The organism is Mesorhizobium sp. P2_D5, from assembly GCF_056404355.1.
In genome coordinates, this window is sequence record NZ_JBFUEE010000006.1 from 19314 (window position 1) to 42440 (window position 23127).

At 63.4% G+C, this 23127-nt stretch carries 24 protein-coding genes and 1 pseudogene; 9 read left to right on the forward strand and 16 right to left on the reverse strand.

The genetic code is table 11. From position 1 onward, the window contains the following. The 3 genes and pseudogenes from AC1DYW_RS23985 to AC1DYW_RS23995 all read left to right on the forward strand — a co-directional run. Positions 1 to 1089: an ABC transporter ATP-binding protein gene (locus AC1DYW_RS23985; protein ID WP_184877083.1), complete on the forward strand. Its 1089-nt coding sequence runs from the start codon at positions 1 to 3 to the stop codon at positions 1087 to 1089. Beyond that, positions 1086 to 1526, forward strand: a complete 441-nt coding sequence (locus AC1DYW_RS23990) for a hypothetical protein (RefSeq protein ID WP_032931773.1) — start codon at positions 1086 to 1088, stop codon at positions 1524 to 1526. The genes AC1DYW_RS23985 and AC1DYW_RS23990 overlap by 4 nt, the downstream gene beginning before the upstream one ends. Positions 1527 to 1633: 107 nt before the next feature. Next, positions 1634 to 2284, forward strand: a pseudogene (locus AC1DYW_RS23995) (ABC transporter ATP-binding protein); the annotation flags it as partial. Between the two features lie 37 nt (positions 2285 to 2321). On the opposite strand, the gene AC1DYW_RS24000 reads toward AC1DYW_RS23995, so the two are convergent. Further along, positions 2322 to 3314 (reverse strand): AraC family transcriptional regulator, encoded by a 993-nt coding sequence (locus tag AC1DYW_RS24000; RefSeq protein WP_477227855.1) that lies wholly within the window; start codon positions 3312 to 3314, stop codon positions 2322 to 2324. A 184-nt stretch (positions 3315 to 3498) separates the two neighbouring features. Here AC1DYW_RS24000 and AC1DYW_RS24005 point away from each other — a divergent pair, with 184 nt between their 5' ends. After that, positions 3499 to 4713: an MFS transporter gene (locus tag AC1DYW_RS24005; protein ID WP_457152530.1), complete on the forward strand. Its 1215-nt coding sequence runs from the start codon at positions 3499 to 3501 to the stop codon at positions 4711 to 4713. Positions 4714 to 4843: 130 nt separating this feature from the next. Here the strand turns inward: AC1DYW_RS24005 and AC1DYW_RS24010 are convergent, their stop codons facing one another. Next, positions 4844 to 5191: a GFA family protein gene (locus tag AC1DYW_RS24010; RefSeq protein WP_457152529.1), complete on the reverse strand. Its 348-nt coding sequence runs from the start codon at positions 5189 to 5191 to the stop codon at positions 4844 to 4846. A gap of 119 nt (positions 5192 to 5310) precedes the next feature. Here AC1DYW_RS24010 and AC1DYW_RS24015 point away from each other — a divergent pair, with 119 nt between their 5' ends. Further along, positions 5311 to 6606 carry an amidase gene (locus AC1DYW_RS24015; protein WP_477227856.1) on the forward strand — a complete coding sequence of 432 codons (1296 nt, stop codon included), beginning with the start codon at positions 5311 to 5313 and terminating at the stop codon, positions 6604 to 6606. A 13-nt stretch (positions 6607 to 6619) separates the two neighbouring features. Here the strand turns inward: AC1DYW_RS24015 and AC1DYW_RS24020 are convergent, their stop codons facing one another. From AC1DYW_RS24020 to AC1DYW_RS24040, 5 genes are read right to left on the reverse strand one after another with little or no spacing between them, the layout of a single operon-like run. Then, on the reverse strand, positions 6620 to 7009 hold the full coding sequence (locus tag AC1DYW_RS24020) for a hypothetical protein (protein WP_477227857.1): 390 nt from the start codon (positions 7007 to 7009) through the stop codon (positions 6620 to 6622). Between the two features lie 43 nt (positions 7010 to 7052). After that, positions 7053 to 8033, reverse strand: a complete 981-nt coding sequence (locus tag AC1DYW_RS24025) for a hydroxyacid dehydrogenase (protein WP_477227858.1) — start codon at positions 8031 to 8033, stop codon at positions 7053 to 7055. A 5-nt stretch (positions 8034 to 8038) separates the two neighbouring features. Continuing rightward, positions 8039 to 8755, reverse strand: coding sequence for a FadR/GntR family transcriptional regulator (locus AC1DYW_RS24030; protein WP_095084786.1), 717 nt, complete (start codon positions 8753 to 8755; stop codon positions 8039 to 8041). Between the two features lie 2 nt (positions 8756 to 8757). After that, a complete protein-coding gene (locus tag AC1DYW_RS24035; protein ID WP_477227859.1) occupies positions 8758 to 9927 on the reverse strand; it encodes a mandelate racemase/muconate lactonizing enzyme family protein in 1170 nt (389 codons plus the stop codon). 60 nt (positions 9928 to 9987) lie between these two features. Beyond that, on the reverse strand, positions 9988 to 10875 hold the full coding sequence (locus AC1DYW_RS24040; RefSeq protein ID WP_477227860.1) for a sugar phosphate isomerase/epimerase family protein: 888 nt from the start codon (positions 10873 to 10875) through the stop codon (positions 9988 to 9990). 400 nt (positions 10876 to 11275) lie between these two features. Between AC1DYW_RS24040 and AC1DYW_RS24045 the strand changes: the two genes are divergently transcribed. The 3 genes from AC1DYW_RS24045 (at position 11276) to AC1DYW_RS24055 (ending at position 14594) form a co-directional block, all read left to right on the forward strand. Continuing rightward, complete coding sequence (locus AC1DYW_RS24045; RefSeq protein WP_095085008.1) at positions 11276 to 12331, forward strand: sugar phosphate isomerase/epimerase family protein; 1056 nt, start codon at positions 11276 to 11278, stop codon at positions 12329 to 12331. 132 nt (positions 12332 to 12463) lie between these two features. After that, positions 12464 to 13651: a Gfo/Idh/MocA family protein gene (locus tag AC1DYW_RS24050; protein WP_477227861.1), complete on the forward strand. Its 1188-nt coding sequence runs from the start codon at positions 12464 to 12466 to the stop codon at positions 13649 to 13651. Between the two features lie 91 nt (positions 13652 to 13742). After that, positions 13743 to 14594 (forward strand): sugar phosphate isomerase/epimerase family protein, encoded by an 852-nt coding sequence (locus tag AC1DYW_RS24055; RefSeq protein WP_477227862.1) that lies wholly within the window; start codon positions 13743 to 13745, stop codon positions 14592 to 14594. A gap of 23 nt (positions 14595 to 14617) precedes the next feature. Here the strand turns inward: AC1DYW_RS24055 and phnE (AC1DYW_RS24060) are convergent, their stop codons facing one another. The 9 genes from phnE (AC1DYW_RS24060) to AC1DYW_RS24100 all read right to left on the reverse strand — a co-directional run bounded on the left by phnE (AC1DYW_RS24060) (position 14618) and on the right by AC1DYW_RS24100 (position 22864). Further along, positions 14618 to 15985 (reverse strand): phosphonate ABC transporter, permease protein PhnE, encoded by a 1368-nt coding sequence (gene phnE / locus AC1DYW_RS24060; protein ID WP_477227863.1) that lies wholly within the window; start codon positions 15983 to 15985, stop codon positions 14618 to 14620. Between the two features lie 103 nt (positions 15986 to 16088). Next, a complete protein-coding gene (gene phnE / locus AC1DYW_RS24065; RefSeq protein WP_095084780.1) occupies positions 16089 to 17045 on the reverse strand; it encodes a phosphonate ABC transporter, permease protein PhnE in 957 nt (318 codons plus the stop codon). 55 nt (positions 17046 to 17100) lie between these two features. After that, positions 17101 to 18009 (reverse strand): phosphonate ABC transporter substrate-binding protein, encoded by a 909-nt coding sequence (gene phnD / locus AC1DYW_RS24070; protein WP_457153002.1) that lies wholly within the window; start codon positions 18007 to 18009, stop codon positions 17101 to 17103. A gap of 101 nt (positions 18010 to 18110) precedes the next feature. After that, positions 18111 to 18959, reverse strand: a complete 849-nt coding sequence (gene phnC / locus AC1DYW_RS24075) for a phosphonate ABC transporter ATP-binding protein (protein WP_095084778.1) — start codon at positions 18957 to 18959, stop codon at positions 18111 to 18113. Between the two features lie 134 nt (positions 18960 to 19093). Continuing rightward, a complete protein-coding gene (locus tag AC1DYW_RS24080; RefSeq protein ID WP_477227864.1) occupies positions 19094 to 19804 on the reverse strand; it encodes a DUF1868 domain-containing protein in 711 nt (236 codons plus the stop codon). An 80-nt stretch (positions 19805 to 19884) separates the two neighbouring features. Continuing rightward, a complete protein-coding gene (locus AC1DYW_RS24085; RefSeq protein ID WP_477227865.1) occupies positions 19885 to 20502 on the reverse strand; it encodes a DapH/DapD/GlmU-related protein in 618 nt (205 codons plus the stop codon). Next, complete coding sequence (gene phnL, locus AC1DYW_RS24090; RefSeq protein WP_477227866.1) at positions 20499 to 21206, reverse strand: phosphonate C-P lyase system protein PhnL; 708 nt, start codon at positions 21204 to 21206, stop codon at positions 20499 to 20501. The genes AC1DYW_RS24085 and phnL overlap by 4 nt, the downstream gene beginning before the upstream one ends. A 3-nt stretch (positions 21207 to 21209) precedes the next feature. Further along, the gene (gene phnK, locus AC1DYW_RS24095) at positions 21210 to 21986 is read right to left on the reverse strand and encodes a phosphonate C-P lyase system protein PhnK (RefSeq protein WP_023760811.1); all 777 of its coding nucleotides are present in this window, start codon (positions 21984 to 21986) and stop codon (positions 21210 to 21212) included. Then, positions 21983 to 22864 (reverse strand): alpha-D-ribose 1-methylphosphonate 5-phosphate C-P-lyase PhnJ, encoded by an 882-nt coding sequence (locus tag AC1DYW_RS24100; protein WP_477227867.1) that lies wholly within the window; start codon positions 22862 to 22864, stop codon positions 21983 to 21985. The genes phnK and AC1DYW_RS24100 overlap by 4 nt, the downstream gene beginning before the upstream one ends. A gap of 65 nt (positions 22865 to 22929) precedes the next feature. Here AC1DYW_RS24100 and AC1DYW_RS24105 point away from each other — a divergent pair, with 65 nt between their 5' ends. Then, positions 22930 to 23127 carry a hypothetical protein gene (locus AC1DYW_RS24105; RefSeq protein ID WP_477227868.1) on the forward strand — a complete coding sequence of 66 codons (198 nt, stop codon included), beginning with the start codon at positions 22930 to 22932 and terminating at the stop codon, positions 23125 to 23127.

The following is a 23127-nucleotide window of genomic DNA, read 5'->3' on the forward strand; positions in this document are numbered from 1 at the left end:
ATGTCAACCATCGAACTCCGCAAAGTCACCAAGCGTTTCGGCTCCTTCACCGCGGTCAAGGACGTTGACCTGTCGGTGGCCGCCGGTGAGGTCGTCTGCCTTCTCGGCCCGTCCGGCTGTGGCAAGACGACGACCCTGCGCGTCATCGCCGGGCTGGAAAGCGTCACTGACGGCGAGGTCGTCATCGCCGGCAAGGTGATGAACAACTTGCCGCCCGAAAAGCGCGACATCGCCATGGTGTTCCAGTTCTACGCGCTCTACCCGTCGGCATCGATCGGCGAGAACATCGCCTTCCCGCTCTATCATGACGGCATTTCCAGGGCTGAGCGGACTGCCCGCGTCAACCGCGTCGCCGCGATCCTCCACTTGGAGCACGTTCTCGACCGGCTGCCGAACCAGATATCCGAGGGCGAAAAGCAGCGCGCCGCCATGGCCCGCGCCATCGTCCGCGACCCCAATTGCTTCCTCTTCGACGAGCCCTTGTCGCGTCTCGATGTCGAACTGCGCCAGAGCATGCGTGGCCAGATCAAGGAAGTGCTGCAGGGCCTCTCCAAAGCGACCGTGATCGTGACCCATGACCAGCTCGAAGCGCTCACCATGGCCGACCGCATCGCCATCATGAAGGACGGCCTGATCGAGCAAGTCGGCTCACCGCACGAGGTTTTTGCCAAGCCCGCCAATGCTTTCGTGGCGAGCTTCATCGGCACGCCGCAGATGAATCTTCTCGAGGCCGACCTCAAGACCTTCGCCGATGGCACGGCGGAGATGGCCGTGGCCGGCATTAATCTGGCGATCCGCACGGACGCGGCGGTCGCGCGCCTGCAGCCCGGCAAGGTGACGATCGGTGTCCGCCCCCGCGCCTTCACCGCGACCGATACGGGGGACCGTGGCACCATCTCCGCCCGGGCCGAGCTCATCGAGCCCATGGGCGCCGAAACCCTTATTCATGCCCGCACGGCGGCAGGCGCCGACATCCGCGTCGTGGTGACGAGAAGCCAGCGGGTCAAGGTCGGCGAGGCGCTGAATCTACGCCCCGATCCCAGGCAAACCCATGTCTTCGATGGCGCCGGAAAGGCGGTGCGGTCATGAGCGACAGTTCTTCCGGCATGAGCCGGGCCGGCGCGTACTGCCTCGAGGTCTTCATCATTGGCCTCGGCGTCATGGCGCTGGTGCTGATCTTCCAACCCTTTTCCATCGGCCTGTACGCGGTCGGCAGCGGTCTCGTGGTGCTTGCCGGACTCATCAACAACCTGCTGCCGTTGGCCCAGCCGGGCGTCAAGGTGCGCAGTGTGGTGACCGTAGCGCTGGTCGTGGCGCTGGTCTTCTGCATTGTGCTGCTGGTTTCGATCACGGCGGCGCATCTCTACGGCGTCTTCTTCCTCAATCCACCGGACCCCAACACTCTCGCCGGCAAGGCGCAGCTCGCCACGCCGCCTTTCTACAAGCAGGCTTTCGTGTGGGAAATCGCCGCCGCGGCGGTGATTCTCGCGCTGGTCGTCACCGCTCTCAACAAGACAGCGCGATGATCAGCAGCTGACGCTATCCGGCAGGTCGCGCTCGCGCCGGTCCGCGACGGTCGGTGTGCGTCGCCCTCTCAACTCTCACGCCGTCATCCTCCGGCTTGACCGGAGGACCCGATGCCGAGATCAAGGACCGCGTCGACCGCCGCCCGAACGCTCAGGATCGAGCACCTGCTCGACCGCAAGACCGACAAGCTGTCCGCCGGCGAGATGCAGCGCGTGTCGATCGGCCGTGCCATCGTGCGCAAGCCGCGCGTGTTCCTGATGGACGAGCCGCTGTCGGCGCTCGACGCCAAACTGCGCGAGGCGCTGCGCACGGAGCTCAAGAACCTGCAAATACAGCTCGGCGCCACCTTCCTGTTCGTCACCCACGACCAGATCGAGGCGATGTCCATGGGCGACAAGGTCGGCGTGCTCAACCATGGCCGCATCGTCCAGACCGGCACGCCGTACGAGATCTACAACAATCCGCGCGACACCTATGTGGCTAGCTTCGTCGGCTCGCCGCCGATGAACCTCATCGACGGCAAGCTGGTGAACGGCTGCGCGGTGATGGCGCCGCTGAATTTCGAACTGCCTTTTTCAGGGGGAGCCAAGGCGAGTGCGGCGACCGACGGCCGCCCGCTCGTGACGCGATGCTGCGCGCCACCGTGCCGGCCAGGACCGATGTGGCCATCGAGCAGCCGGTGCGCTTTGCCTGGAACTCCGACAAGGTGGTGCTGTTCGAAAAGGGCAGCGGCGTCAATTTGCGCCACGCGTCATAGGCCGCGACCTCGCTTATTTCGGCAGGTGGGGATCATCTCATAAGGTGTGTCGTTGATCAGCAGGACCCTGCTCTTCGGCGCGAAGATGGCTGGGCGCCGAGCCAATGACGCGCTTGAAGGCACGGCTGAAGGCGGCATCCGATTCATAGCCGAGACGCGCGGCAACGACGGAGATCTTCATCCGGTCGCGGACCAGCCACTGCCGCGCCTGGTGCATTCTGACCTGGGTGACATATTTAGCCGGCGTTTCTCCAACGATGGTGGCGAACCGCTCGGCAAATCCCGACCGCGAGGCGCCCATCATCCTGGCCAGCGACTCGACAGTCCAGTCGTGGTTCGGTTCGAGATGGATGGCGGCCAGCACGCGCCCGATCTCGCGGTCCCTGACCGCCGCAATCCAGCCGGACGAGTCGCCGCAACCGCGTTCGACCCATGAGCGGATGACGGTCGCGGCAAGCACGTCAGCCAGCCGCGCCATGATGCCGCCCGAGCCGACGCGCTCCATCGTCACTTCGCGTGCCATCGAGTCCAGCAAATGCGGTATCCCCGGTTCATAGGCTTCCAGCTCGTGCGTGCGCATCACGTCCGGCATCATGCCGAGCAAGGGATGCAGGCCATCGAGGTTGAAATACATGCTGGCGCAGAACAGCAGCGTTCCCGGTTGGCAGTCCTTGCCGCACATCTCCGCGTTCGACGTGCAGTAGACGTCCTTGCAGACCTCTTCGAGTTCGTAGCCGTGGATCGGCCAGGCCTGGGCGCCGGGTTCGCTGGCCAGCACATGCGCCGCACCGCGTGGCAGCAGCACCGCATCCCCCGCATTCAGCTCCACCCATTCGCCCGACGGCTGCTTCAACCAGCAGCCTCTACGGCCGATGAAATGAAACCGCGCCCCGGGTTGAGCCGGGAACTGGATGCCCCACGGCTCCTTCATTTCGCAGCGACCGTATTCGACGCCATCGAGACGCAGGCCGCGCAATATGTCGGTGAGCGGATCGCCCGTGATCGGGATTTTGGACGAATGGTCAAACATAATGGGGTTTCTAGCATGGAAACTCCAGGCGGTCACTCCCTATGTTGCGTTGCAGCCAAATGCTGCGCTGCAAACAAGATCGAAGACCGGCCACATAGCCAAGCCGAGATGGCAAGGCATGTAACGGGTGGAGCCCCGGTTGGTCGTTCCCTATGTGGCGCTGCAAACAGATCGGAGACTGACCATGGCCGAACCCGCGACAGGCGTCATCGACGCCACACTTCTGAACCCCGCAGACTCTGATGAACGAACCGAGCCGGCATGGGGCGCCGTGGTCTCGCTGGCGCTTGGTGTTTTCGGCCTCGTTACCGCCGAGTTCCTGCCGGCCAGCCTGCTGACGCCAATGGCGCGCGACCTCGGCGTCACCGAAGGCGTGGCCGGACAAGCGGTGACGGCGACCGCCATCGTCGGCGCCATTGCCGCGCCGACCATGGCCATCATCACCAGGCGCATGGACCGCAGGGTGGTGATGTGGATGCTGACGGTGTTCCTGATCTTCTCCAACCTTCTGGCCACCTTTGCCTCATCGCTTACCGTGCTCCTGCTTGCCCGCGTCGTGCTCGGCGTTGCACTTGGCGGCTTCTGGGCGATGTCGGCGGCGATGGCGCTGCGGCTGGTACCGATGCGGCTGATGCCGCGCGCCATGTCGATCATCCTGACCGGCGTTTCGCTGGCGACGGTATGCGCAGCGCCGGTCGGCGCCTATGTCGGTGATATCTGGGGCTGGCGGACCGCCTTCATGATCGCCACCGTCGTCGGCGCCCTGGCGCTGCTGGTGCAGGTGGCCACCATTCCGAAGCTGCCACCCGTGGGCGTGGCAAGCTTCCGTACCTTGCTCGATGTGCTCGAGCGCCCCTCTATCAGGGTGGCACTGCTGGTCGTGCTGCTCGTTGCCTCGGGACACTTTGCCGGCTTCACCTACGTGCGCCCTTTCCTCGAGAAGGTCCCCGTGCTCGACATCGAGACAATCTCGCTGGTGCTTCTGGCCTATGGCGTTGGTGGCTTCTTCGGCAATGTCGCCGGCGGCTTCCTGGCCGAACGCAACCTCAAGGCAGCCGTTGCGCTGGCGCCCTTGCTGATTGCGGCGGCGGCTGCCTCGATGCTGGTTTTCGGTGCCTCGCCCACGGTCGCTGCCGCCGCGGTTGCGGCGTGGGGCTTTGCCTTCGGCGCGGTGCCGGTTGGGCTGCAGAGCTGGCTGGTGCGGGCAGCACCGGATCAGGCAGAAAGCGCAGGCGGGCTGATGGTGGCGACGTTCCAGGTGGCGATTGCGCTCGGTGCTGTCGTCGGTGGCCTGCTGGTCGACCATGCCGGCGTGGCCAGCGCCTTCGCCTATTGCGGCACGGCGACATTGCTGGCGGCGATCGTGGTGTTCCTGCGCGGTCCGAAGCAGGTCAACTAGCCGTCGGACTCACCATTTGGCGATAACTTCCTGACGCCAAGCATCGGCCCGCGAACCATCACGGTTTCGGGCCGATGCCGTTATGCGGCAAGCGACAAAGCGAACCTTGCCGGTGCGACGGGAGATAGGTTCAGACCGAGCGGCCATCGAAGTCGAAGACTGGCAAGGTCGAAGGGTCAAAATCCGCAATGCAATACATGTTGACGTAGGCACTGCGTTCAGGGCCTTCGCCGACATCCTCAGCGAAGGGGTGGACTCCACAGGTGCGGCAGAACCGATGCGCGATGGCGTGGTTGCCGAATGTGTAGATCCCCAAGTCATTGCCCCAGGCCAGCACCTGCAAGGTCTCGTGCGGGATGGCACACAACAGGGCACCCTTGCGCGAGCAGATCGAGCAATTGCACCGCACGGCGCCGGTCAGCTCGGCTTCGAACTCGAAGGCGACCTTGCCGCAGTGACAGCTGCCTTTGTAGAGCATCGGATTTTTCCTCGTATCGACAGGGTGCAAAACCGCCTGCGCCGGTTTAAGTCTCGGCAGGCCAAGTGCTGGCCGCTACCTCTTAAGACGTTCAAGGCGTCCGGAGTCCGACACCGAAAATGCAATCAGCCCGCGATCATCTCGAAACCATCCTCGCGCGACTCGCCGCCCGTGCCGGCGAAGAACATGTGTTCACGAAGCTTTATGCCGAAGCCGCGCGGGCCGCGGCCGACGCCAGCGATGCCCGCAAACAAGCCGGTGTGACGCTGGGGCCGCTCGACGGCACCATTGTCTCGATCAAGGATCTGTTCGATGTCGGCGGCGAACCAACCACGGCCGGCTCGCTCATGCTCAGGACCGCTGCACCTGCCCTGCGCGACGCCACCATCGTTGGCCGGTTGCGGCAGGCCGGCGCGGTGATCGTCGGCAAGACCAGCATGACCGAATTCGCGTTCACCGCGATCGGTGACAACCAGCACTACGGCACCCCCGGCAATGCCGCCGACGCCAGCCGCATTCCTGGTGGTTCATCCTCGGGTGCCGGCGTTTCCGTCGGCGAGGGGACGAGCGAAATCTCCATCGGTTCCGACACCGGTGGTTCGATACGCATTCCGGCATCGCTCAACGGTGTCGTCGGCTTCAAGCCGACCGCCCAGCGGGTGCCTCTCACCGGCGCTTTCCCGCTGTCCGGCACACTGGACTCGGTCGGGCCGCTTGCCCGAACCGTCGCCCAGTGCGCCGCCGCCGACGCCGTGATGGCCGGCGAGGAAGCGGCAGCGCTGACGTCGATCTCCCTTGCGGGGCTTCGCGTAGGCATCCCGCGCGGCGTCCTATTCGAAGAAACGCAAGGCGAGGTGGCGACCGCGTTCGATCGATGCCTTCGCAAGGTCGAACTGGCGGGTGCAGGGTTGGCGGATCTGTCGATAGACGATCTGCTTGGAGAGATGCGCGCGGCGACCAAGCGCGGTTCGATCGCTGCCATAGAAGGGGCGGAGATCCATGCCGACTGGTTGGCGACGGGGGCATCGGTGCCGGTCGACCCACATGTCAGCGGGCCTTTGTCGCGGGCAGCTATGCTGCCGACGCCAGTTTACATCAGGACAATGCGTCGTCGCGCCGCGCTCGCGGCCGCCATGGACGAGCGGCTGGCATCGGTCGATGTGCTGGCCCTGCCGACCACACCGGTGACGGCGCCGACCATCGTTTCGATGGTCGACGATGCGGAACTGCGCGACCGCACCGAAGGCCTACTGCTGCGCAACACGCAGGTTGCCAACCAGTTCGACCTTTGTGCGATCTCGCTGCCGATGCCGGGCATGGTGCGCCCGGCAGGATTGATGCTGGTGGCGCGCAATGGCCATGACCGGCGCCTGTTGCGGATTGCTGCCGAAATAGAGTCGCTGCTTGGCGCTTGATCGACGCGGAGTATCAGTGCGACGAACAGTGCTTGCGTTCGCTTTCCTTGGCGGTGCGTACGATGCCGGTCGCAACCAGCCAGGGCAGGCTGTACTCCTTGCCGGCGATGATCTGCGTGCGATGCTCGATCGATCCCCTGACGACGATCTTTCCGGCGTAAAGCGCGTCTGAAAGATCCGTTATCGCCTTGTCGGCCTGCGGCAATCCGCTACTGTCGATCGACACGCCCTTGATGATCGTGCCGGTGGCAAGGTCGAGCGCGCTGTTCGACGGGCAGGGTGCCTTGAAGCAGCGCAGCCCGTTGTCGCAGTAGACATAGCTGCTCTCCGCAGCGGCAAGCGACGGCACTACGGCTGTCGAAGCGGTGGCAACAAACAACAGCGTGGAGCGAAGACTGGACATGGCAGCGAGCCTCGCCAGAAAATGAGGCGAAACGGCGATGCGTTTACACGCTCGCAGGAAACCGCCGGCGGTAGTGATCGACCACTTCGGGGTTGCGCAGGTTGACCGGCAGTTTGTTGGCTAGCACCAGCAAGGCTTCACCGGCCGCGCCGACGCCCATGCGCATCATCGATTCCTCGGTGATGCCTGCCATGTGCGGGGTGATGATGACATTGTCGAAGCTGAAATAGGGATGATCTGGCGGCAGCGGCTGCGTCGAAAACACATCGAGTGCAGCACCGCCGATGCGGCGTTTCTGCAAGGCTTCGATCAGGGCGTCGTCATCGACGACCGGTCCGCGCGATACGTTGATCAGCAGCGCATCGGGCTTCATGCGTGCGATCCGCTCGCGATTGATCAAGCCGCGCGTCTCCGGCGTCAACGGACAGCACAGAACGATGATGTCGCTCTGCTCGACCAGGGCGTCGATGGACAGGAAGCCGACTTTCTCCGGCGCCGGCTGCATGCTGCGCGTCGTTGCCACCACCTTCAGGTCGAAACCATGCGCCGCGATATGGCCGACGGCTTGGCCAACGGCGCCAAGGCCGACGATGCCGATCGTCTTGCCGGCAAGTTCGCTGTTGGAATTGGCGTGCTCGCGGCCGGCGAGCCAGCCTTTCGCGCGCAAGTCGCGATCGACGATGCGGAAGCGGCGAAGCAGGGCAAGTGCTGCAAACATGACGTGTTCGGCAACCGAGCGCGCGTTGACCGCCGGCACATTCGCCACCAGCACGCCGGCCGCGAATGCCGCTTCCATCGGGATCATATCGAGCCCGGCGCCATGGCGGATTGCCGCCCTCAGCTTCGTGGCACCCTCGAAGAGCTGTGGCGGCAGGTGCGCGCGCACGATGACGATGTCAGCGTTTTTCGCCTCGGCAGCCAGCGTCGCGGGGTCGAGAGCAGAAGCGACAACAAGCTCGCCGGCGCCGGCCAGCATGGCAGAGGCGCGCGGATGCAGGGGGTGTGTGGTGAGGATGCGGGCCATGTCGGTCAGGCTCTTTCGAGCGTCGGGCTTTGAGGTTCCTCGCCATGGCCCTCGATCAGGCCCTTCCAGTAGCTCTCGGCGCCCTGCAGATGAGCGCTCATCAGCGCCTGGGCGAGATTGCCGTCGCGGCGCAGCAGCGCCTCGTAGATCTGGATGTGCTCGGCATGCGAGCGCACGCTGCGCTCGGGATCGTTGAAATAGATCGGCAGGCGCTGCTCGCCCATCATGTAGTAGACGCTGCAGACATTGTGGAAGACGCTGTTCTTGGTCGCGCGTACGATCTCAAGGTGGAATTCGCGGTCTTCCTTGGCCAGGCCCTCGCCTGCGGCGATGCGCTCTTCCGAAGCTTTCAGGATCTCGCGCAGACGCTCGAAATTCTCTTCGGTGGCGCGCGAACAGGCAAGCTCGGCCGCCTTGATCTCATGGATCTTGCGCAATTCGACCGTCTCGTAGATCTGGATCGGATCGAGCGGCAGGCCGGCGCGCGCGAACAGCGCCATCGCCTCGACGCTGGCCTGCTTGGTGTCGATGTAGATGCCGGACTTGGCCCTGCGCTCGACGATGCGCATGGCTTCGAGGATGGCGAGCGCCTCGCGGATCTGGCCGCGGCTGACGCCGAACTGCTCCGCCAGCTCACGTTCCGACGGCGTTCGGCCGGTCTCCTTGTCCGAATGGGAGAACAGGTAGGCAGCGAGTTCCGCGAGAAGGTTCTTTTCTTTCATTGTCAATCGCGTTGCGCGTGCGCCTCCAGGAACCGCTCCGAAATGGTGAACCCCAGACCCGGCTTTTCCGGGATCGCTATCATACCGTCCTTGGCTTCGACAGTCTCTTCGATCAGATCATGGATCATCGGGTTGGCGCCGAGCGAATATTCGACGGTGAAACTAGCCGGCGAAGCAGCACAGATGTGCAGTCCGGCGAAGAAGCACGGCGCGCCGGCCCACAGATGCGGCGCAAAGCGCAGGTTGAAGGCGCTGGCGATGGTGCCGATCTTCATCGCTTCGCTGATGCCGCCGCAGAAGGCCGGATCGGGCTGGAAGATGTCGGCGGCTTTCAGCACGGCAAGGTCGCGGAAGGCATAGCGCGTCGCCTCGCTTTCGCCGGTGGCGATCGGAACGGCACCGCTTGCCCGCACTTCGGCCATGCCTGGCTTGTCGTCGGCGATGATCGGCTCCTCGAACCAGGCGAGGTCCAGATCGTCGACGAGGTGGATGAAGCGCTTGGCTTCAGCCACCGTGTAGGTGCCGTGGGCATCGACCATCAATTCGACATCGGGGCCAAGCGCCTGCCGTGCGGCACGGACGCGGGCGGCGGAGACATGCGCGGCACCGTCCATGGCGCCGATCCGCATCTTCAGCGCCTTGAAGCCGCCTTTGGCGACATACGATTTCAATTGCTCGCCGATGGCGTCGGCGGACGCCCATCCGCCGGACGCATAGGCCGGCATGCGATCGAGCTTGCGGCCGCCGAGGAGCCGCCAGACCGGAACGCCAAGCGATTTGCCCAGGATATCCCAGAGCGCGATATCGACGGCGCTGATGGCCGCTATGCTCATGCCGCGCCGCGCCAGTTGCGGCATGGCGTGGCCGGCGCGGGCGGCGCTGTCGTGGCGAACGCCGTTGTAGAGCATCTCCCAGATGACGCCGATGTCGGCCGGATCGCGGCCGATCAATTGCGGCCCGACTTCATGGTTCAGCATGTGGACAAGCGCCCCGTAGCTGCCGGCGCTGCCGGCGGCATTCTTGCCTTCGCCCCAGCCGACCAGCCCGTCATCGGTCTCGATGCGCAGGATGGCGGCGTCAAAGGTCGTCACCTGACCGAAGTCGCTGCGGTGCTGCCGAGCGGCTTCGATCGGGATGCGGATCCACCAGGCTTGGACGGTCTTGATGCGCATTGTCTTTCCCGGCCCTGCCGCCGGTCAGGGCGAAAGGGCAATTTCCCAACAGGCAGTCGACTACTTGATCAGCGGCAGCAACGTTTCTGCGGTGATGCGCATCTGGTCGGTGTAGAATTTCTCGGTCAGAACGCTGGAGCCGTGATCCTGGATGAACTTCAGCTGCTCGGGCGAAATGTCGACCGGATGGCGCTCGACCATGTCGGGATAGGGCGCGGCCGGCGTGCGGTCGACCGGGGCGACGAACTCGTTGGTCAGCGCGCCGTCGTAGCCGACCTCCTTCAGCGTGGCGACGATCTTCGGCCAGTCGATCTGGCCGAGGCCGGCGGCAAAGCGGTTGTTGTCGGCGACATGGAAGTCGAACAGGCGCTTGCCGACCTGCCGGATCGCGTCATAGACGTTAAATTCCTCCATGTGGATGTGGTAGGCGTCGAGGCAGACGCCGCATTCGGGGCTGACCGCGTCGGCCAGCGCCAGGGCCTGGGCGCCGCGATTGAACAGATAGGTTTCGAAGCGATTGAGCGGTTCGACGGCTATCTTGACGCCGACCTTCTTGGCGTGGCTGAAGCATTCACGGGTCGCGTCGACAACCCATTTCCATTCCTCTTCCTCGGTGCCATCCGGTACCACCTTACCGACCGTCGCCGGAACCAGCGTGATGATCTCGCCATCGAGTTCGCTGATCATCGTCAGCACGTCCTTAACATACTGCACGGAACGCTCGCGCTGGCCCTGGTCCTTGGCGGCGAGGTTGCGCTCGCCAAGCATCAAGGTCACCGCGCCCCAGCAGCGGATACCATGCTCCTTGAGCAGCGCCCGCGTCTCCTTGGTCTTGTACTGCTCGGGCTCGCCGGAAATCTCGATCGACTCGTAGCCGAATTTCTTGATGCGTTTGAGCGTCGTCTCCAGCGGTTCCGCGCGCATCCAGTTGTGCGTCGAAAGGTGCATGGTCTGTCCTTCCCAAATTCGTCTTTATGGTTCGCCTGCGACATGCATCGCTGAACGGCGACGCAAGGGTTCCTCCCCAAGGCATCCCCAGCCTTTTTCGCAAACTGGTTCGACCAATTGGGCCTGAAGGGAGGTCTACAGCAATTTCCCATGGACGGCAAGAAGCGGCGGGTTGCTGCGCTCACTCCGAATTATTTCATTGATTATATTGAGATATGTATCCCTTTTTTGCCTACCCCAGGGGTTCCGGTGATGCACTACAAGACTTGACCAAATCCTTGTATTTGGTAATACCAGAATAGCGGCGCGCACAAGCGCCCGGTGTGAAAAGACCAAAGTGGCTGGCCCTGCTTCCAATCGGCGCTATGCTCGGTCGCGAGGAAAATGAGGGAGGATGCCGATGCCGACGACCATGAAGGGCCCTGGACTGTTTCTGGCGCAGTTTGCAGGAGACGCCGCGCCGTTCAATTCACTGGCTTCGATCACCAAATGGGCGGCTGGTCTTGGTTACAAGGGCGTGCAGATCCCGACCTGGGACGCGCGCTTGTTCGATCTCAAGAAGGCTGCATCTTCCAAGGCCTATTGCGACGAGGTGAAGGGCATCTGTGCCGACGCCGGCATCGAGATCACGGAACTGTCGACGCATCTGCAGGGGCAATTGGTGGCGGTGCATCCGGCCTATGATGCGCAGTTCGATGGCTTTGCGCCGGCTTCGGTGCACAACAATCCCAAGGCGCGTCAGAAATGGGCGGTCGAACAGATGAAGTTCGGCGCCAAGGCCTCGCGCAATCTCGGGCTGAACGCCTCTGTGAGTTTCTCCGGAGCACTGGCTTTCCCTTACCTCTACCCGTGGCCACAGCGGCCGGCCGGCCTGATCGAGGAGGCTTTTTCGGAGCTCGGCAAGCGCTGGAAGCCGATCCTTGACGTCTATGAGGACAATGGCGTCGATGTCGGCTACGAAATCCATCCCGGCGAGGACGTGTTCGACGGCGCTACCTTCGAGATGTTCCTCGAAGCGGTTGGCGGCCACAAGCGCTGCAACATCAATTACGATCCGTCGCACTTCCTGCTGCAGCAACTCGACTATCTCGAATTCATCGACATCTATCACGAGCGCATCAAGGCGTTCCACGTCAAGGACGCCGAGTTCAACCCGACCGGGAGGCAAGGCGTCTATTCCGGCTATCAGAGCTGGACCAACCGCGCCGGCCGCTTCCGTTCGCTCGGTGACGGGCAGGTGGATTTTGGCGGCATCTTTTCCAAGCTGACGCAGTACAACTACGATTCCTGGGCGGTGCTGGAATGGGAATGTTGCCTGAAGCACCCGGAAGACGGCGCGGCAGAAGGCGCGCCATTTATCCAGCACCACATCATCCGGGTGACGGAAAAGGCATTCGACGACTTTGCCGGCGGCACCACCGACAAGAAAGTGCTGCGCGGCATGATGGGGATTTAACGCGGCTTCCCCTCTCCCTCGATGGAGGGTGGCCGACGGGCCCGGGTAGGTCAGTTCAACCGAGCTCTACCTCTACGACCCACCCGATCCGCTGCGCGGGGCCGGGATATTTCAGACACGAGGAGAAAAGACATGGTCGGCGCATCGAAGTCGGAAACGGGAGGCGGTCCGATCCGCTATGGCATGGTCGGCGGCGGGCAAGGCGCCTTCATCGGCGCGGTGCACCGCATCGCGGCGCGCATGGACAATGATTTCGTGCTGGTCGCCGGCGCGCTGTCCTCCGATCCGGCGCGTGCCAAGGCCTCGGCCGCCGAACTCGGGCTCGACCCGGACCGCAGCTACGGCTCCTATGCCGAAATGGCCAAGGCCGAGGCCAAGCGGCCCGACGGCATCGAGGCGGTGGCCATCGTCACCCCCAACAATGTCCATGTGCCAGCGGCCAAGGCCTTCCTCGAAGCCGGCATCCACGTCATCTGCGACAAGCCGCTGGCGACGACGCTTGCGGAGGCCAAGAAGCTGGCCGCCGTGGTCGAGAAGACCGGCAAGGTGTTCGTGCTCACCCACAACTACACCGCCTATCCGATGGTGCGGCAGGCCCGCGAGATGGTGGCCAAGGGTGTGCTCGGCGACATCCGCATCGTGCAATCCGAGTATCCACAGGACTGGCTGACCGAGGACCTCGCCGCCACCGGCCAGAAGCAGGCGTCGTGGCGTGGCGATCCCAAGCAGGCAGGCGCAGGCGGCGCGCTGGGCGACATCGGCACTCACGCCTACAATCTGGCGCGCTTCGTCTCGGGACTGGAGCTCGATTCGCTTTCGGCCGATCTCGACGCCTTCGTGCCGGGCAGGCTGCTCGACGACAATGTCAACGTCATGCTGCGCTTCAAGCCCGACGGCAAGACGCATGCGGCCAAGGGCATGATCTGGGCAAGCCAGGTGGCACCGGGCCATGAAAACGGGCTGAAGCTGCGTATCTATGGCTCGAAGGGCGGGCTGGAATGGGTGCAGGCCGACCCGAACTATCTCTGGTACACGCCCTTCGGCCAGCCGAAGCAACTGATCACCCGCAACGGCGCCGGGGCGCTGCCTGTGGCGGGGCGTGTCAGCCGGGTTCCGCCGGGCCATCCCGAGGGCTACCTCGAAGGTTTCGCCAACATCTACCAGGAGGCCGCGCGCGCTATCCGCGCAGCGCGCAAGAAGGGCGGCAAGCCGGCAAAGGACGTCGTCTTTCCGACCATTCAGGACGGCGTCGAGGGCATGGCCTTCATCGAGGCTTGCGTGAAGTCATCGAAGAAGAATGGGGCCTGGACGAAGCTGTAGTCCAAGGGGGCGATGATATCAGGTGACGCCGGCCTGACCTGAATCTCAACGCCCTTTACGCTTGACGAGGGAGTTTTTGGGAGGGGCGTCGATGAAAATCGGCATGTGCATGTTCCTGTGGACGACGGCGGTGTCGAAGAAACACGAGCCGTTGCTCCGCGACATCAAGGCGACCGGTTTTGATGGCGTCGAGATACCGATCTTCGCCGGCAAGCCCGACGACTACAAGAAACTGGGTGAGTTGCTCGACCGTATAGGGCTGGAGCGGACCGCCGTGTCAGCCATGGGCGATCCGGCGATGAACCTGATCGCGGCCGACGCCGCGACCCGCAAGGCCGGCGTCGACTATATGAAATGGGCTATCGACTGCGCCGACGCGCTCGGCGCCAGTACGCTGAGCGGACCGCTGCATTCGACGCTCGGTGCCTTTTCCGGCTCAGGGCCGACAGCCGCCGAAAAGAAGCGCTCGGTCGCTTCGCAACGCGCGATCGGCGATCATGCCGGCAAGAGGAACGTCACCATCGGGCTCGAGGCGCTGAATCGTTTCGAATGCTATCTCCTCAACACGATGGCGGATCTGTCCGAGCATGTCGATGCCATCGACCGGCCGCACATCAAGGCGATGTACGACACTTTCCATGCCAACATCGAGGAAGCCGACCCGATCGGCGCCTATACAAAACACCGCAGGAATGTCGTCCATATCCATATTTCGGAGAACGACCGCGGCGTGCCAGGGCGCGGCAATATCCCGTGGAAGGAAACGTTTTCCGCCATCCGCAAGAGTGGTTATGACGACTGGCTGACGATCGAGGCGTTCGGCCGTTCGCTCAAGGACCTGGCTGCGGCGACCAAGGTGTGGCGCGATTTTTCCGAGAGCCCGGAAGCCGTCTATCGCGACGGCTACAAGCATATCAGGAATGGGTGGAAGAAAGCGGCATAAGGCGTCCTGAGGCGCCGCGGTCGCTAATTTTGCTCGGCTTGGATCCTGTTGTAGTCGTGGATGGTCCGGCTCAGCCGTCGGCGCAGGAAGTTGGATATGTTGTCGAAGATGAACACGACGGCCAGCGTCAGCAGCACCATGTAGAAGACGTTGGCCCAGTTGGAGTTGGTGCGCATCGCTTCCCATAGTTTCAGGCCGATGCCGCCGGCGCCGACGGCGCCGATGATGGTGGCGCCGCGGGTGTTGGATTCCCACTGGTAGAGCGTCTGGCTGATGAAGATCGGAATCACTTCAGGCATCACGCCATAGCGCTGCACCAGCAAACCGTTGGCACCTGTCGACTTGATGCCCTCGCGCGGTTTGTCGTCGATGTTCTCGAGGCTTTCCGAATAGGTTTTGCCCAGCGTGCCGATCTCGGTGAAAAAGATCGCGGCGCTGCCGGCCAGCGGGCCAGGGCCGAAGGCGCGGGTGAAGAACAGCGCCCAGATCAGCATGTCGACCGAACGCATGAAGTCGAAGAAGCGCTTGAGCACCTGGCTGAGCAGCCCGTTCGGCGTGATGTTGCGGGCGGCGAAGAAGGCAAGCGGGAAGGCGACGATGCCACCGAGCAGTGTGCCGAGAAAGGCCATGACGATGGTCTGCAACAACTTCGTCCAGACGTCGCCGTGCTGCCACTGGGCGTTGTTCCAGATATTGTCTCCCGCCAGCGCGAGGTTCGAGGTGCCCGGCTTGAGTTCGGGGCCGGACACGATCAGCGAGACCACTTCACTGGCCGACTTGCCGAAGAAGGGCGAGCGCGTGTCGAAGACGAAATTCGCCCAGCCGAGGAAGCGCTTGCGGACCTTGACGCGGTCGACGGTGACGCGCACTTCGCCGGCGAAGCCCATTTTGGCCACCACCTCGTCGTCATGAGCGGTGATCCAGTCCGGCACCGGGCCCGAGATCACCGGCTTGCCGCCGGTCAGCGACACCGGCACCGTCTCGCCATTGGCCACGATCGTCGCCTTGGTCTTGTCGAAGGTGACGGACTTGTCCGGACCGTCGATCAAGACGCTGAAGGTGCCGTCCGCGTTCTTGATAACCCAGTCTGGATTCGGGTTCTCGCCAAGCGCGGAAAAGCGCGGGTATTTCGGTGTGATCTCGGGCTGGTCGAGGCGGAACTCGGGCTGCAGGTCGTAACTGACCCACTGCGTCAGGAAGAGCGGCAGGCGTTCCCAGTGCGATTCCCGCAGCACTTGCGGCAGGCTGAAGAACCACAAGGCATAGATGAGGTAGAGCAGGACGCCGACGAACAGGAACAGCGGGGCAAAGCGCTTGTACGTCGGCCGCCGGAACACTTGCGGGTAGCGCTCCTCGATCAACCGGATTTCGTCGGCGGTCATCGTCGCCATGATCAAGAACCTGATCCATCCCGATAGAACCGCGATGGGGCTCTATCTTTTGGTTTTGCCATGGTCTTTTCCGAAAACCGAATTCCACTTTTCGGGATCATGGCTACGCACCCATCAGGAAGGCTTGTTCGCCGACCAGCTTGCGGCGCAGCCAGGCCGAGAACTGGTCGATAATGAAGATGGTCGTGAACAAGAGCAGCACCAGCGCCAGTGTCTTGGCGCCGAAGCCGCGTGAAATCGAGAGTTTTAATTCCTCGCCGATGCCCCCGCCGCCGACGGCGCCGATGATGGTCGAAGCGCGCACATTGATCTCGACGCGGAGCAGCGTGTACGACATGAAGTTGGGCAGCACCTGCGGCAGGTCGGCGAAGCGCACCCGCTCGAACCAGTTGGCGCCGACCGCCCTCAGGCCTTCCTCGGCGCGCATGTCGATGTTCTCGTTGATCTCATAGAACAGCTTGCCGAGCGCGCCGATCGAATGCAGGCCGATGGCGATGATGGCAGCGATCGGACCGGTCGAGACGATGGCCGCGAAGAGGCCGGCAATGACGATCTCCGGAAAGGCGCGCAGCAGCTCCATGAAGCGCTTGACGACGAGCCTCAGCACCGGATGCGGCGTCAGATTGCGCGCGGCGATGAAGGAAAACGGCACGGCGAAGATGAAGCCGATAAAGGTCGAGACGAGGGCCACGTTCACCGTGGTCAGCATGAGCTCGAAATATTCAGGGATGTAAAAGCCGCCCCAGACATAGACGCGGCCAAGCGGAAAGTTGAATTCCTGGGTGCCGGTGTCATGCGGCGAGGCAATGTCGAACAGCGCCCGCCAGACGTCGTTCCAATCCTTGGGAATCAGCCAGCTCAGGAAGTCCAGGATGTGCGGCAGCCGGTCGAAGAAGTGCCCAGCATTGGCTTCGTCGGCGAACCACATGCTCGCAAACATCGCGGCAAGCAGTAAACCGACGCCAAGCACCGTATAGAGCCGGCGCAGCGATATCTGGCGTCGCCAGGCATCGGCCATCTGATGGGTGGCGGCGGAGGGGGCTGTCACGGAAAGGGTCATGATCGGACAAACAGAAAGGGCGGTGCTTTCAACACCGCCCTTCTGATTTTTGCCGTTAGCCGCCGATGGCCGCCTTACGGGCTTCGACGATGACGTTGTAGAAGTCCGCCTTCACCGGAACGTAGCCGGTGAAATCGCCGCCTTCGACGCCCTCGAAGCAAGCCTTGTCCTTGGCCGGCAGGGCCGTGAAGAAGGCAGTCAGCTTGGCGGTCATGTCGTCGCCGAGCGCGGTGCGCACGACCAGCGGGCCGTTCGGGATCAGGCCCGAGCGCCAGACTTCGACGAAGTCGTTAGGGTCGACGGCGCCCTTGGCGACTTCCTTGTGGAAGGTGCCAGAGGTGTAGCCGTTCTTGAAATCGCCGATGCCCGAGGAATCGTCCACCGCGACGTCGACCTTGCCGTCACGCACGGCCAGGACGTTGTTCTCGTGACCGCCATTGAACTGGGTCGAAGCGAAGAAGGTTTCGTTCGAAGCGCCAGTGTCCTTCGGGATCTGGGTCAGCGGGATCAGATAGCCGGAGGTCGAATCCGGATCGGCGTAGCCAAGCTTCTTGCCCTTGGCCGACTTGATGTCGGTGATGCCGGAAGACTTGAGCGCCAGGCCGATCGAATAGTAGCCGGTGGCGCCGTCAGTCTGCTGGGTGGTGAGGATCGGGGTTACCGCCTTCGGGTCCTTGAGGGCGATGCTGGCATAGCCGGAAGCGCCGAGTTCGGCGAAGTCGAGGGTGCCGCCGAGCAGGCCCTGGATGACGCCGTCATAGTCGGCGGCGGGGAACAGCGAGACCTTCTCGAAACCGAATTCGGCCTTCAGATGGTCGGCCAGGCACTGGTAGTTGCGCAGCCGGTCGGTTTCGTTCTCGCCGCCGAGGATGCCGACGCGGAATTCCTTCATATCGGCGGCGTGGGCCATGCTGGTTGCCATGGCGAGCACCGAAACGGCGCTGAAAACCATCTTCCTGAACATTGGATATCTCTCCTGTGGGTTCCGGCCCCGCGCCGGTAGCGTTGGTTATTCTGACAGGTGCCCTTGACGCGGGCTGGCGATCCAGGTCGCTCTTTCTTGACTCAATATCCCGGGAATGCGGGCTCGAGCGGTCCGGCGGATGCAGTGATCTTTTGCTTGTAGGCGATGCTGGTCGAGGTGATGGCCTCGGAGATTTCGCCGCCATTGCTGTCGGCGCCATAGACGAGGCGGACGGCCTCGCGGTTGAGCTCTTCCGGCGGGCCGTCGAAGACGACCTTGCCGGCGGCCATGCCGATGATGCGGTTGCAGTAGGCGCGGGCAGTGTCCAGCGTGTGCAGATTGGTGACGACGGTGATGCCTTCGCGCAGATTGATGTCCTGCAGCGAATCCATCACCACCTTGGCGTTGAGTGGGTCGAGCGAAGCGATCGGCTCGTCGGCGAGGATCACCTTGGGCTGCTGCATCATGGCGCGGGCAATGGCGACGCGCTGCTGCTGGCCACCCGACAAAGTACCGGCAGGCTGCATTGCGGTGCGGGCAATGTCGAGCCGCTCGAGCGCGGCGACCGCCTCGGCGCACTCGGCGCGGGAAAACATGCCGAGCAGGTTTGACATGGTCGAACGGTGGTTCAGCTTGCCGAGCAGCACATTGGTCAGCACGTCGAGGCGCGGCACCAGGTTGAATTGCTGGAAGATCATGGCGCAGTCGCGCTGCCAGCGCCGGAGCGGCGAACCGCGCAGCTGGGAAACCTCGGCGCCGTCAAAAAAAATCGATCCCTGGCTGGGATCGATGAGACGATTGATCATGCGAAGAAGGGTTGATTTGCCAGCACCCGAACGGCCTATGATGCCAACCATCTGACCCTGCGGGATCGAGACGTTGATATCGCTGACGGCAGTGTTCTTGCCAAATCGTCGGGTGACGCCGCGGATTTCGAGCGTGGCTGACATGGTCGTTTCCAGTCCAGTCGCGTTGAAGGTCTGTTAAGAACTTCGCTAGCGCAGCGCCATGAACCTGCGGTGTCGGATTGATGTCAGTTTTGTTACTGCCCACAGGCGCGGCGTCAGGCGCCTGGTGGTGTCGATCAGCCGAGCACCTGCAACTCCTCGAAATGCTCCATGTCCCTGAAGCTGCAGAAGGCCGGCGCCTTGATCTCGATCGCCGGAGCCTGCTGCGCGAAAAGCGCGAGGCACTCATCGAACAGTTGCTGCCATGCGGCCGCCCTGTCATCCGCAAGACGCTGGACCGGATAGGCGAAGGTGATGTGGAAGACGTAGCTGTCATGGTCGGGATGCCGGTAGCCGAACGGCATCGCCAAGGCGTCGCGCCATGCGCGCATGATGCGAACGTCCTCGTCGGTCGCGCCGGCGACGGTGAGGCCGGTCGGTACAATTTCGACCACCGTGATATTGAACGGGCCGAAGCCCTTGAAGCCCTTCAGGCGTTCCAGATAGAGACGGGTCATCGCGTCGATGCTGGTGTCGAGCGGCACGTCATGCGGCCAGTAGGGCAAGCGGCGGCGATATTCGATGATGCCCTGGAACAGCGTCATGTGTAGGCTGGAGACGGGGGTGAAGGCCAGCCGGTCGGCATCGGGCATCGCCAGCATCCGGTCGCGCACCGCAAGCACCACGGCCTCGGAGGGCGAACCGCTGACGAGATGGCTGACGACCGTGTTGCCGGGCTCGATCAGGAAATTGCCCGACGTGTCGTAGCGCGTGCCGAGATGAACCGGTGGCTTCGGATTGGAGCCGGCAAAGAATCCGGCGAGCGAGGGTCTGACAGAAACAAGCATTGCGATCTCCAGGGCAGATGGCGTCGTGCCCCGGCGATGTGTCAGGGATATGAAACAGGCCATGACAATGATGTGATGACCTATCCGCCATATTTTTCCAGAAAGGCGTCGGCCGACAGTTCCCGGAAATCATCCAGTGCTGTCCGCAGCTTGGCATGGTCCCAGTCCCACCAGGCGAGCGCCTGGTAGCGTTCGGCGGTGCGGCGGTCGAAGCGCTCACGGATCGGTCTGGCCGGTACGCCGCCGACGATGGTGTAGGGCGCGACATTCTTCGAGACGACCGCACCGGCACCGACCGCGGCGCCATCGCCGACGGTGACGCCGGGCAGGATGGTCGAGCCGTGGCCGAGCCAGGTGTCGTGGCCGATGGTGACGCGCTTGGCGCGGCGCTGGGCGAAGAACTCGCTCTCGTGCTCGGCGTCGTCCCAATAGTCCGAGGCGCGATAGGTGAAATGGTGCAGCGTCGGCCGCCATGTCGGGTGGTTGGTGGCGTTGATGCGCACGCTGGCTGCAATGTTGGAAAACTTGCCGATCGTCGCGCACCAGACGGCGCAGTCCTGCATCATGTAGGAATAGTCGCCGAGGATGCTCTCGGAAACGCGGCTTCGGTCGGCGATCTCGGTCCAGCGGCCAAGCGTCGAGTTCTGTACGTCCGCCGTCGGGTGGATCAGCGGCGTCTCTGACAGTTTTTTCGTCATGCGGCGATTTTTCCGGGTGCGAAAGCGGTGACGTCGATAATGCGGTCGGCGACCGCCTCGCGCACGTCGTGGTCGTGGAAGATGCCGAGCAGGGCGACGCCCGCGGCCTTCTTGGCGGCGATGAGTTCGATCACAACGTCGCGATTCCTGGCATCGAGCGAGGCGGTCGGTTCGTCGAGCAGCAGGATCGGGTGCTCGGTGATGAAGCCGCGCGCGATGTTGACGCGCTGTTGCTCGCCGCCGGAGAAGGTTGCCGGCGGCAACGCCCAGAGTTTTTCCGGCAGGTTGAGCTGCGCCAGCAAGGCGCGTGCCTTGCCGCGCGCGCTCTCGCGGTCCTCGCCGCGCTCGACCAGCGGTTCGGCGACGACGTCCAGCGCCGAGACGCGTGGCACGGTGCGCAGGAATTGGCTGACATAGCCGATCGTTTGCCGGCGTATGGCAAGCACGGTGCGGGGGCTGGCGGTGGCGAGATCGATCAGCCCGTCATCGTGCTTGACGATGATCTGGCCCTCGTCGACGGCATAGTTGCCGTAGAGCATCTTCAGGATCGAGCTCTTGCCGGCACCAGACGGGCCGCCCAGCACGGTGCATTCACCAGCCCTGATCGAGAACGAGACACCGGCGACGACAGGCAGTTTGATGCCATCGCGCAGATGCATGGTGAAGCTCTTGGCGACGTCGGAGACAACGAGGGGCGTCGGCATGGGTTACACCTGTAGTATCGAGGAAACGAGAAGCTGGGTGTAGGGTGCGCGCGGATCGTCGAGTACGCGGTCGGTGAGACCGCTTTCGACGACGCGGCCATCCTTCATCACCATCATGCGCTGCGACAGAAGACGCGCCACGGCAAGGTCGTGGGTGACGACGATGGCGGCGAGACCAAGGTCGGTGACCAGGCCGCGCAGCAGGTCGAGCAGGCGCGCCTGCACCGAGACGTCGAGGCCGCCCGTCGGCTCATCCATGAACACCAGCCGTGGCCCGGTGACGAGGTTGCGGGCGATCTGCAGGCGCTGGCGCATGCCGCCGGAAAAGGCGCGCGGCTCGTCGTCGATGCGGTCTTCGTCGATCTCGACGCGCGACAGCCAGTCGACGGCCGTGGCGCGGATCTTTCCATAGTGGCGGTCGCCGACCGCCATCAGCCGTTCGCCGACATTGGCGCCGGCCGACACCGTCATGCGCAGGCCGTCGGCCGGGTTCTGGTGGACAAACCCCCAGTCGGTGCGCATCAGGAAGCGGCGCTCGGCCTCGCTCATCCGGTAGAGCTCGCGGAACTGGCCGTCGCGCATGCGGTAGCTGGCGGTGCCGGAACTCGGCAGCAGCCGGGTCGACAGGCAGTTGAGCAATGTCGTCTTGCCGGAACCGGACTCGCCGACGACCGCCAGAACTTCGCCCGGCCACAGGTCGAAGGAGACGTTGTCGCAGCCGACGCGCGAGCCGTAGAATTTGGAGAGCGCCGAGACGCGCAGCAGCGGTTCGTCGGTCATTGCGCTGGCTCCATCATCTCGGGGGCAAGATGGCCACGATGACCATCTTCACGCCGCTTCTCGCAGTGATCGGTGTCGGAGCAGACGAACATGTGGCCGCCATGGTCGTCGAGGATGACTTCGTCGAGATAGACATTCTCGGCCGCGCACAGCGCGCAGGGCTGGTCGAAGGTCTGCACCTCGAACGGATGATCCTCGAAGTCGAGGCTGACCACCTCGGTGAACGGCGGCACCGCATAGATGCGCTTTTCGCGGCCGGCGCCGAACAGCTGCAAGGCCGGCGAGCGGTGCATCTTGGGATTGTCGAATTTCGGCGTCGGCGACGGGTCCATCACATAGCGACCCTCGACCTTGACCGGATAGGCATAGGTGGTGGCGATGCGGCCGTGCCTGGCGATGTCCTCATAGAGCTTGACATGCATCAGGCCGTATTCCTCCAGCGCATGCATCTTGCGCGTTTCGGTCTCGCGCGGCTCGAGGAAGCGCAAGGGTTCGGGGATCGGCACCTGGTAGACCAGCACCTGGCCCGCCGTCAGAGGATGCTCGGGGATGCGGTGGCGGGTCTGGATGATGGTGGCGCTGGCGGTATCGGTTGTCACCGCGACATTGGCGACCTTCTTGAAGAAGGCGCGGATCGAGACCGCGTTGGTGGTGTCGTCGGCGCCCTGGTCGATGACTTTCAGGACATCGTCGGGACCGATGATCGAGGCGGTGACCTGGACCCCACCGGTGCCCCAGCCATAGGGCATCGGCATCTCGCGCGAAGCGAACGGCACCTGATAGCCGGGGATGGCGATGCCCTTGAGGATCGCTCGGCGGATCATCCGCTTGGTCTGTTCGTCGAGGTAGGCAAAGTTGTAGGTGGCGATGTCGGTCATGGCGATCAGACCTGAATTGTTCTATTGAATTGACTTCCAGGACACGGGAAACGGGACGAACCCTGATGACCTCTGCCGGATGGACGCATTTGGGAATTCTGCTGCTGGTATTTGTTGGCGCCGTCTTCTTTTTCCTTCGGCGCATGGTTCTGCCCGCACCAAAAGAAAGTGCGAGCGGTGAGACTATTGCTGGCAGCAAAGGGTTCAACGAGGCGCATAGTGGCCACTACAGCGCTGGTCATGGTGGCGGCGAAGACGGCTGA

What these genes read in the sequence shown, in the direction of transcription:
- AC1DYW_RS23985 (WP_184877083.1), top strand. Translation starts at nt 1, where the DNA reads ATGTCAACCATCGAACTCCGCAAAGTCACCAAGCGTTTCGGCTCCTTC.
- AC1DYW_RS23990 (WP_032931773.1), top strand. Translation starts at nt 1,086, where the DNA reads ATGAGCGACAGTTCTTCCGGCATGAGCCGGGCCGGCGCGTACTGCCTC.
- AC1DYW_RS24000 (WP_477227855.1), bottom strand. Translation starts at nt 3,314, where the DNA reads ATGTTTGACCATTCGTCCAAAATCCCGATCACGGGCGATCCGCTCACC.
- AC1DYW_RS24005 (WP_457152530.1), top strand. Translation starts at nt 3,499, where the DNA reads ATGGCCGAACCCGCGACAGGCGTCATCGACGCCACACTTCTGAACCCC.
- AC1DYW_RS24010 (WP_457152529.1), bottom strand. Translation starts at nt 5,191, where the DNA reads ATGCTCTACAAAGGCAGCTGTCACTGCGGCAAGGTCGCCTTCGAGTTC.
- AC1DYW_RS24015 (WP_477227856.1), top strand. Translation starts at nt 5,311, where the DNA reads ATGCAATCAGCCCGCGATCATCTCGAAACCATCCTCGCGCGACTCGCC.
- AC1DYW_RS24020 (WP_477227857.1), bottom strand. Translation starts at nt 7,009, where the DNA reads ATGTCCAGTCTTCGCTCCACGCTGTTGTTTGTTGCCACCGCTTCGACA.
- AC1DYW_RS24025 (WP_477227858.1), bottom strand. Translation starts at nt 8,033, where the DNA reads ATGGCCCGCATCCTCACCACACACCCCCTGCATCCGCGCGCCTCTGCC.
- AC1DYW_RS24030 (WP_095084786.1), bottom strand. Translation starts at nt 8,755, where the DNA reads ATGAAAGAAAAGAACCTTCTCGCGGAACTCGCTGCCTACCTGTTCTCC.
- AC1DYW_RS24035 (WP_477227859.1), bottom strand. Translation starts at nt 9,927, where the DNA reads ATGCGCATCAAGACCGTCCAAGCCTGGTGGATCCGCATCCCGATCGAA.
- AC1DYW_RS24040 (WP_477227860.1), bottom strand. Translation starts at nt 10,875, where the DNA reads ATGCACCTTTCGACGCACAACTGGATGCGCGCGGAACCGCTGGAGACG.
- AC1DYW_RS24045 (WP_095085008.1), top strand. Translation starts at nt 11,276, where the DNA reads ATGCCGACGACCATGAAGGGCCCTGGACTGTTTCTGGCGCAGTTTGCA.
- AC1DYW_RS24050 (WP_477227861.1), top strand. Translation starts at nt 12,464, where the DNA reads ATGGTCGGCGCATCGAAGTCGGAAACGGGAGGCGGTCCGATCCGCTAT.
- AC1DYW_RS24055 (WP_477227862.1), top strand. Translation starts at nt 13,743, where the DNA reads ATGAAAATCGGCATGTGCATGTTCCTGTGGACGACGGCGGTGTCGAAG.
- phnE (WP_477227863.1), bottom strand. Translation starts at nt 15,985, where the DNA reads ATGGCGACGATGACCGCCGACGAAATCCGGTTGATCGAGGAGCGCTAC.
- phnE (WP_095084780.1), bottom strand. Translation starts at nt 17,045, where the DNA reads ATGACCCTTTCCGTGACAGCCCCCTCCGCCGCCACCCATCAGATGGCC.
- phnD (WP_457153002.1), bottom strand. Translation starts at nt 18,009, where the DNA reads ATGTTCAGGAAGATGGTTTTCAGCGCCGTTTCGGTGCTCGCCATGGCA.
- phnC (WP_095084778.1), bottom strand. Translation starts at nt 18,959, where the DNA reads ATGTCAGCCACGCTCGAAATCCGCGGCGTCACCCGACGATTTGGCAAG.
- AC1DYW_RS24080 (WP_477227864.1), bottom strand. Translation starts at nt 19,804, where the DNA reads ATGCTTGTTTCTGTCAGACCCTCGCTCGCCGGATTCTTTGCCGGCTCC.
- AC1DYW_RS24085 (WP_477227865.1), bottom strand. Translation starts at nt 20,502, where the DNA reads ATGACGAAAAAACTGTCAGAGACGCCGCTGATCCACCCGACGGCGGAC.
- phnL (WP_477227866.1), bottom strand. Translation starts at nt 21,206, where the DNA reads ATGCCGACGCCCCTCGTTGTCTCCGACGTCGCCAAGAGCTTCACCATG.
- phnK (WP_023760811.1), bottom strand. Translation starts at nt 21,986, where the DNA reads ATGACCGACGAACCGCTGCTGCGCGTCTCGGCGCTCTCCAAATTCTAC.
- AC1DYW_RS24100 (WP_477227867.1), bottom strand. Translation starts at nt 22,864, where the DNA reads ATGACCGACATCGCCACCTACAACTTTGCCTACCTCGACGAACAGACC.
- AC1DYW_RS24105 (WP_477227868.1), top strand. Translation starts at nt 22,930, where the DNA reads ATGACCTCTGCCGGATGGACGCATTTGGGAATTCTGCTGCTGGTATTT.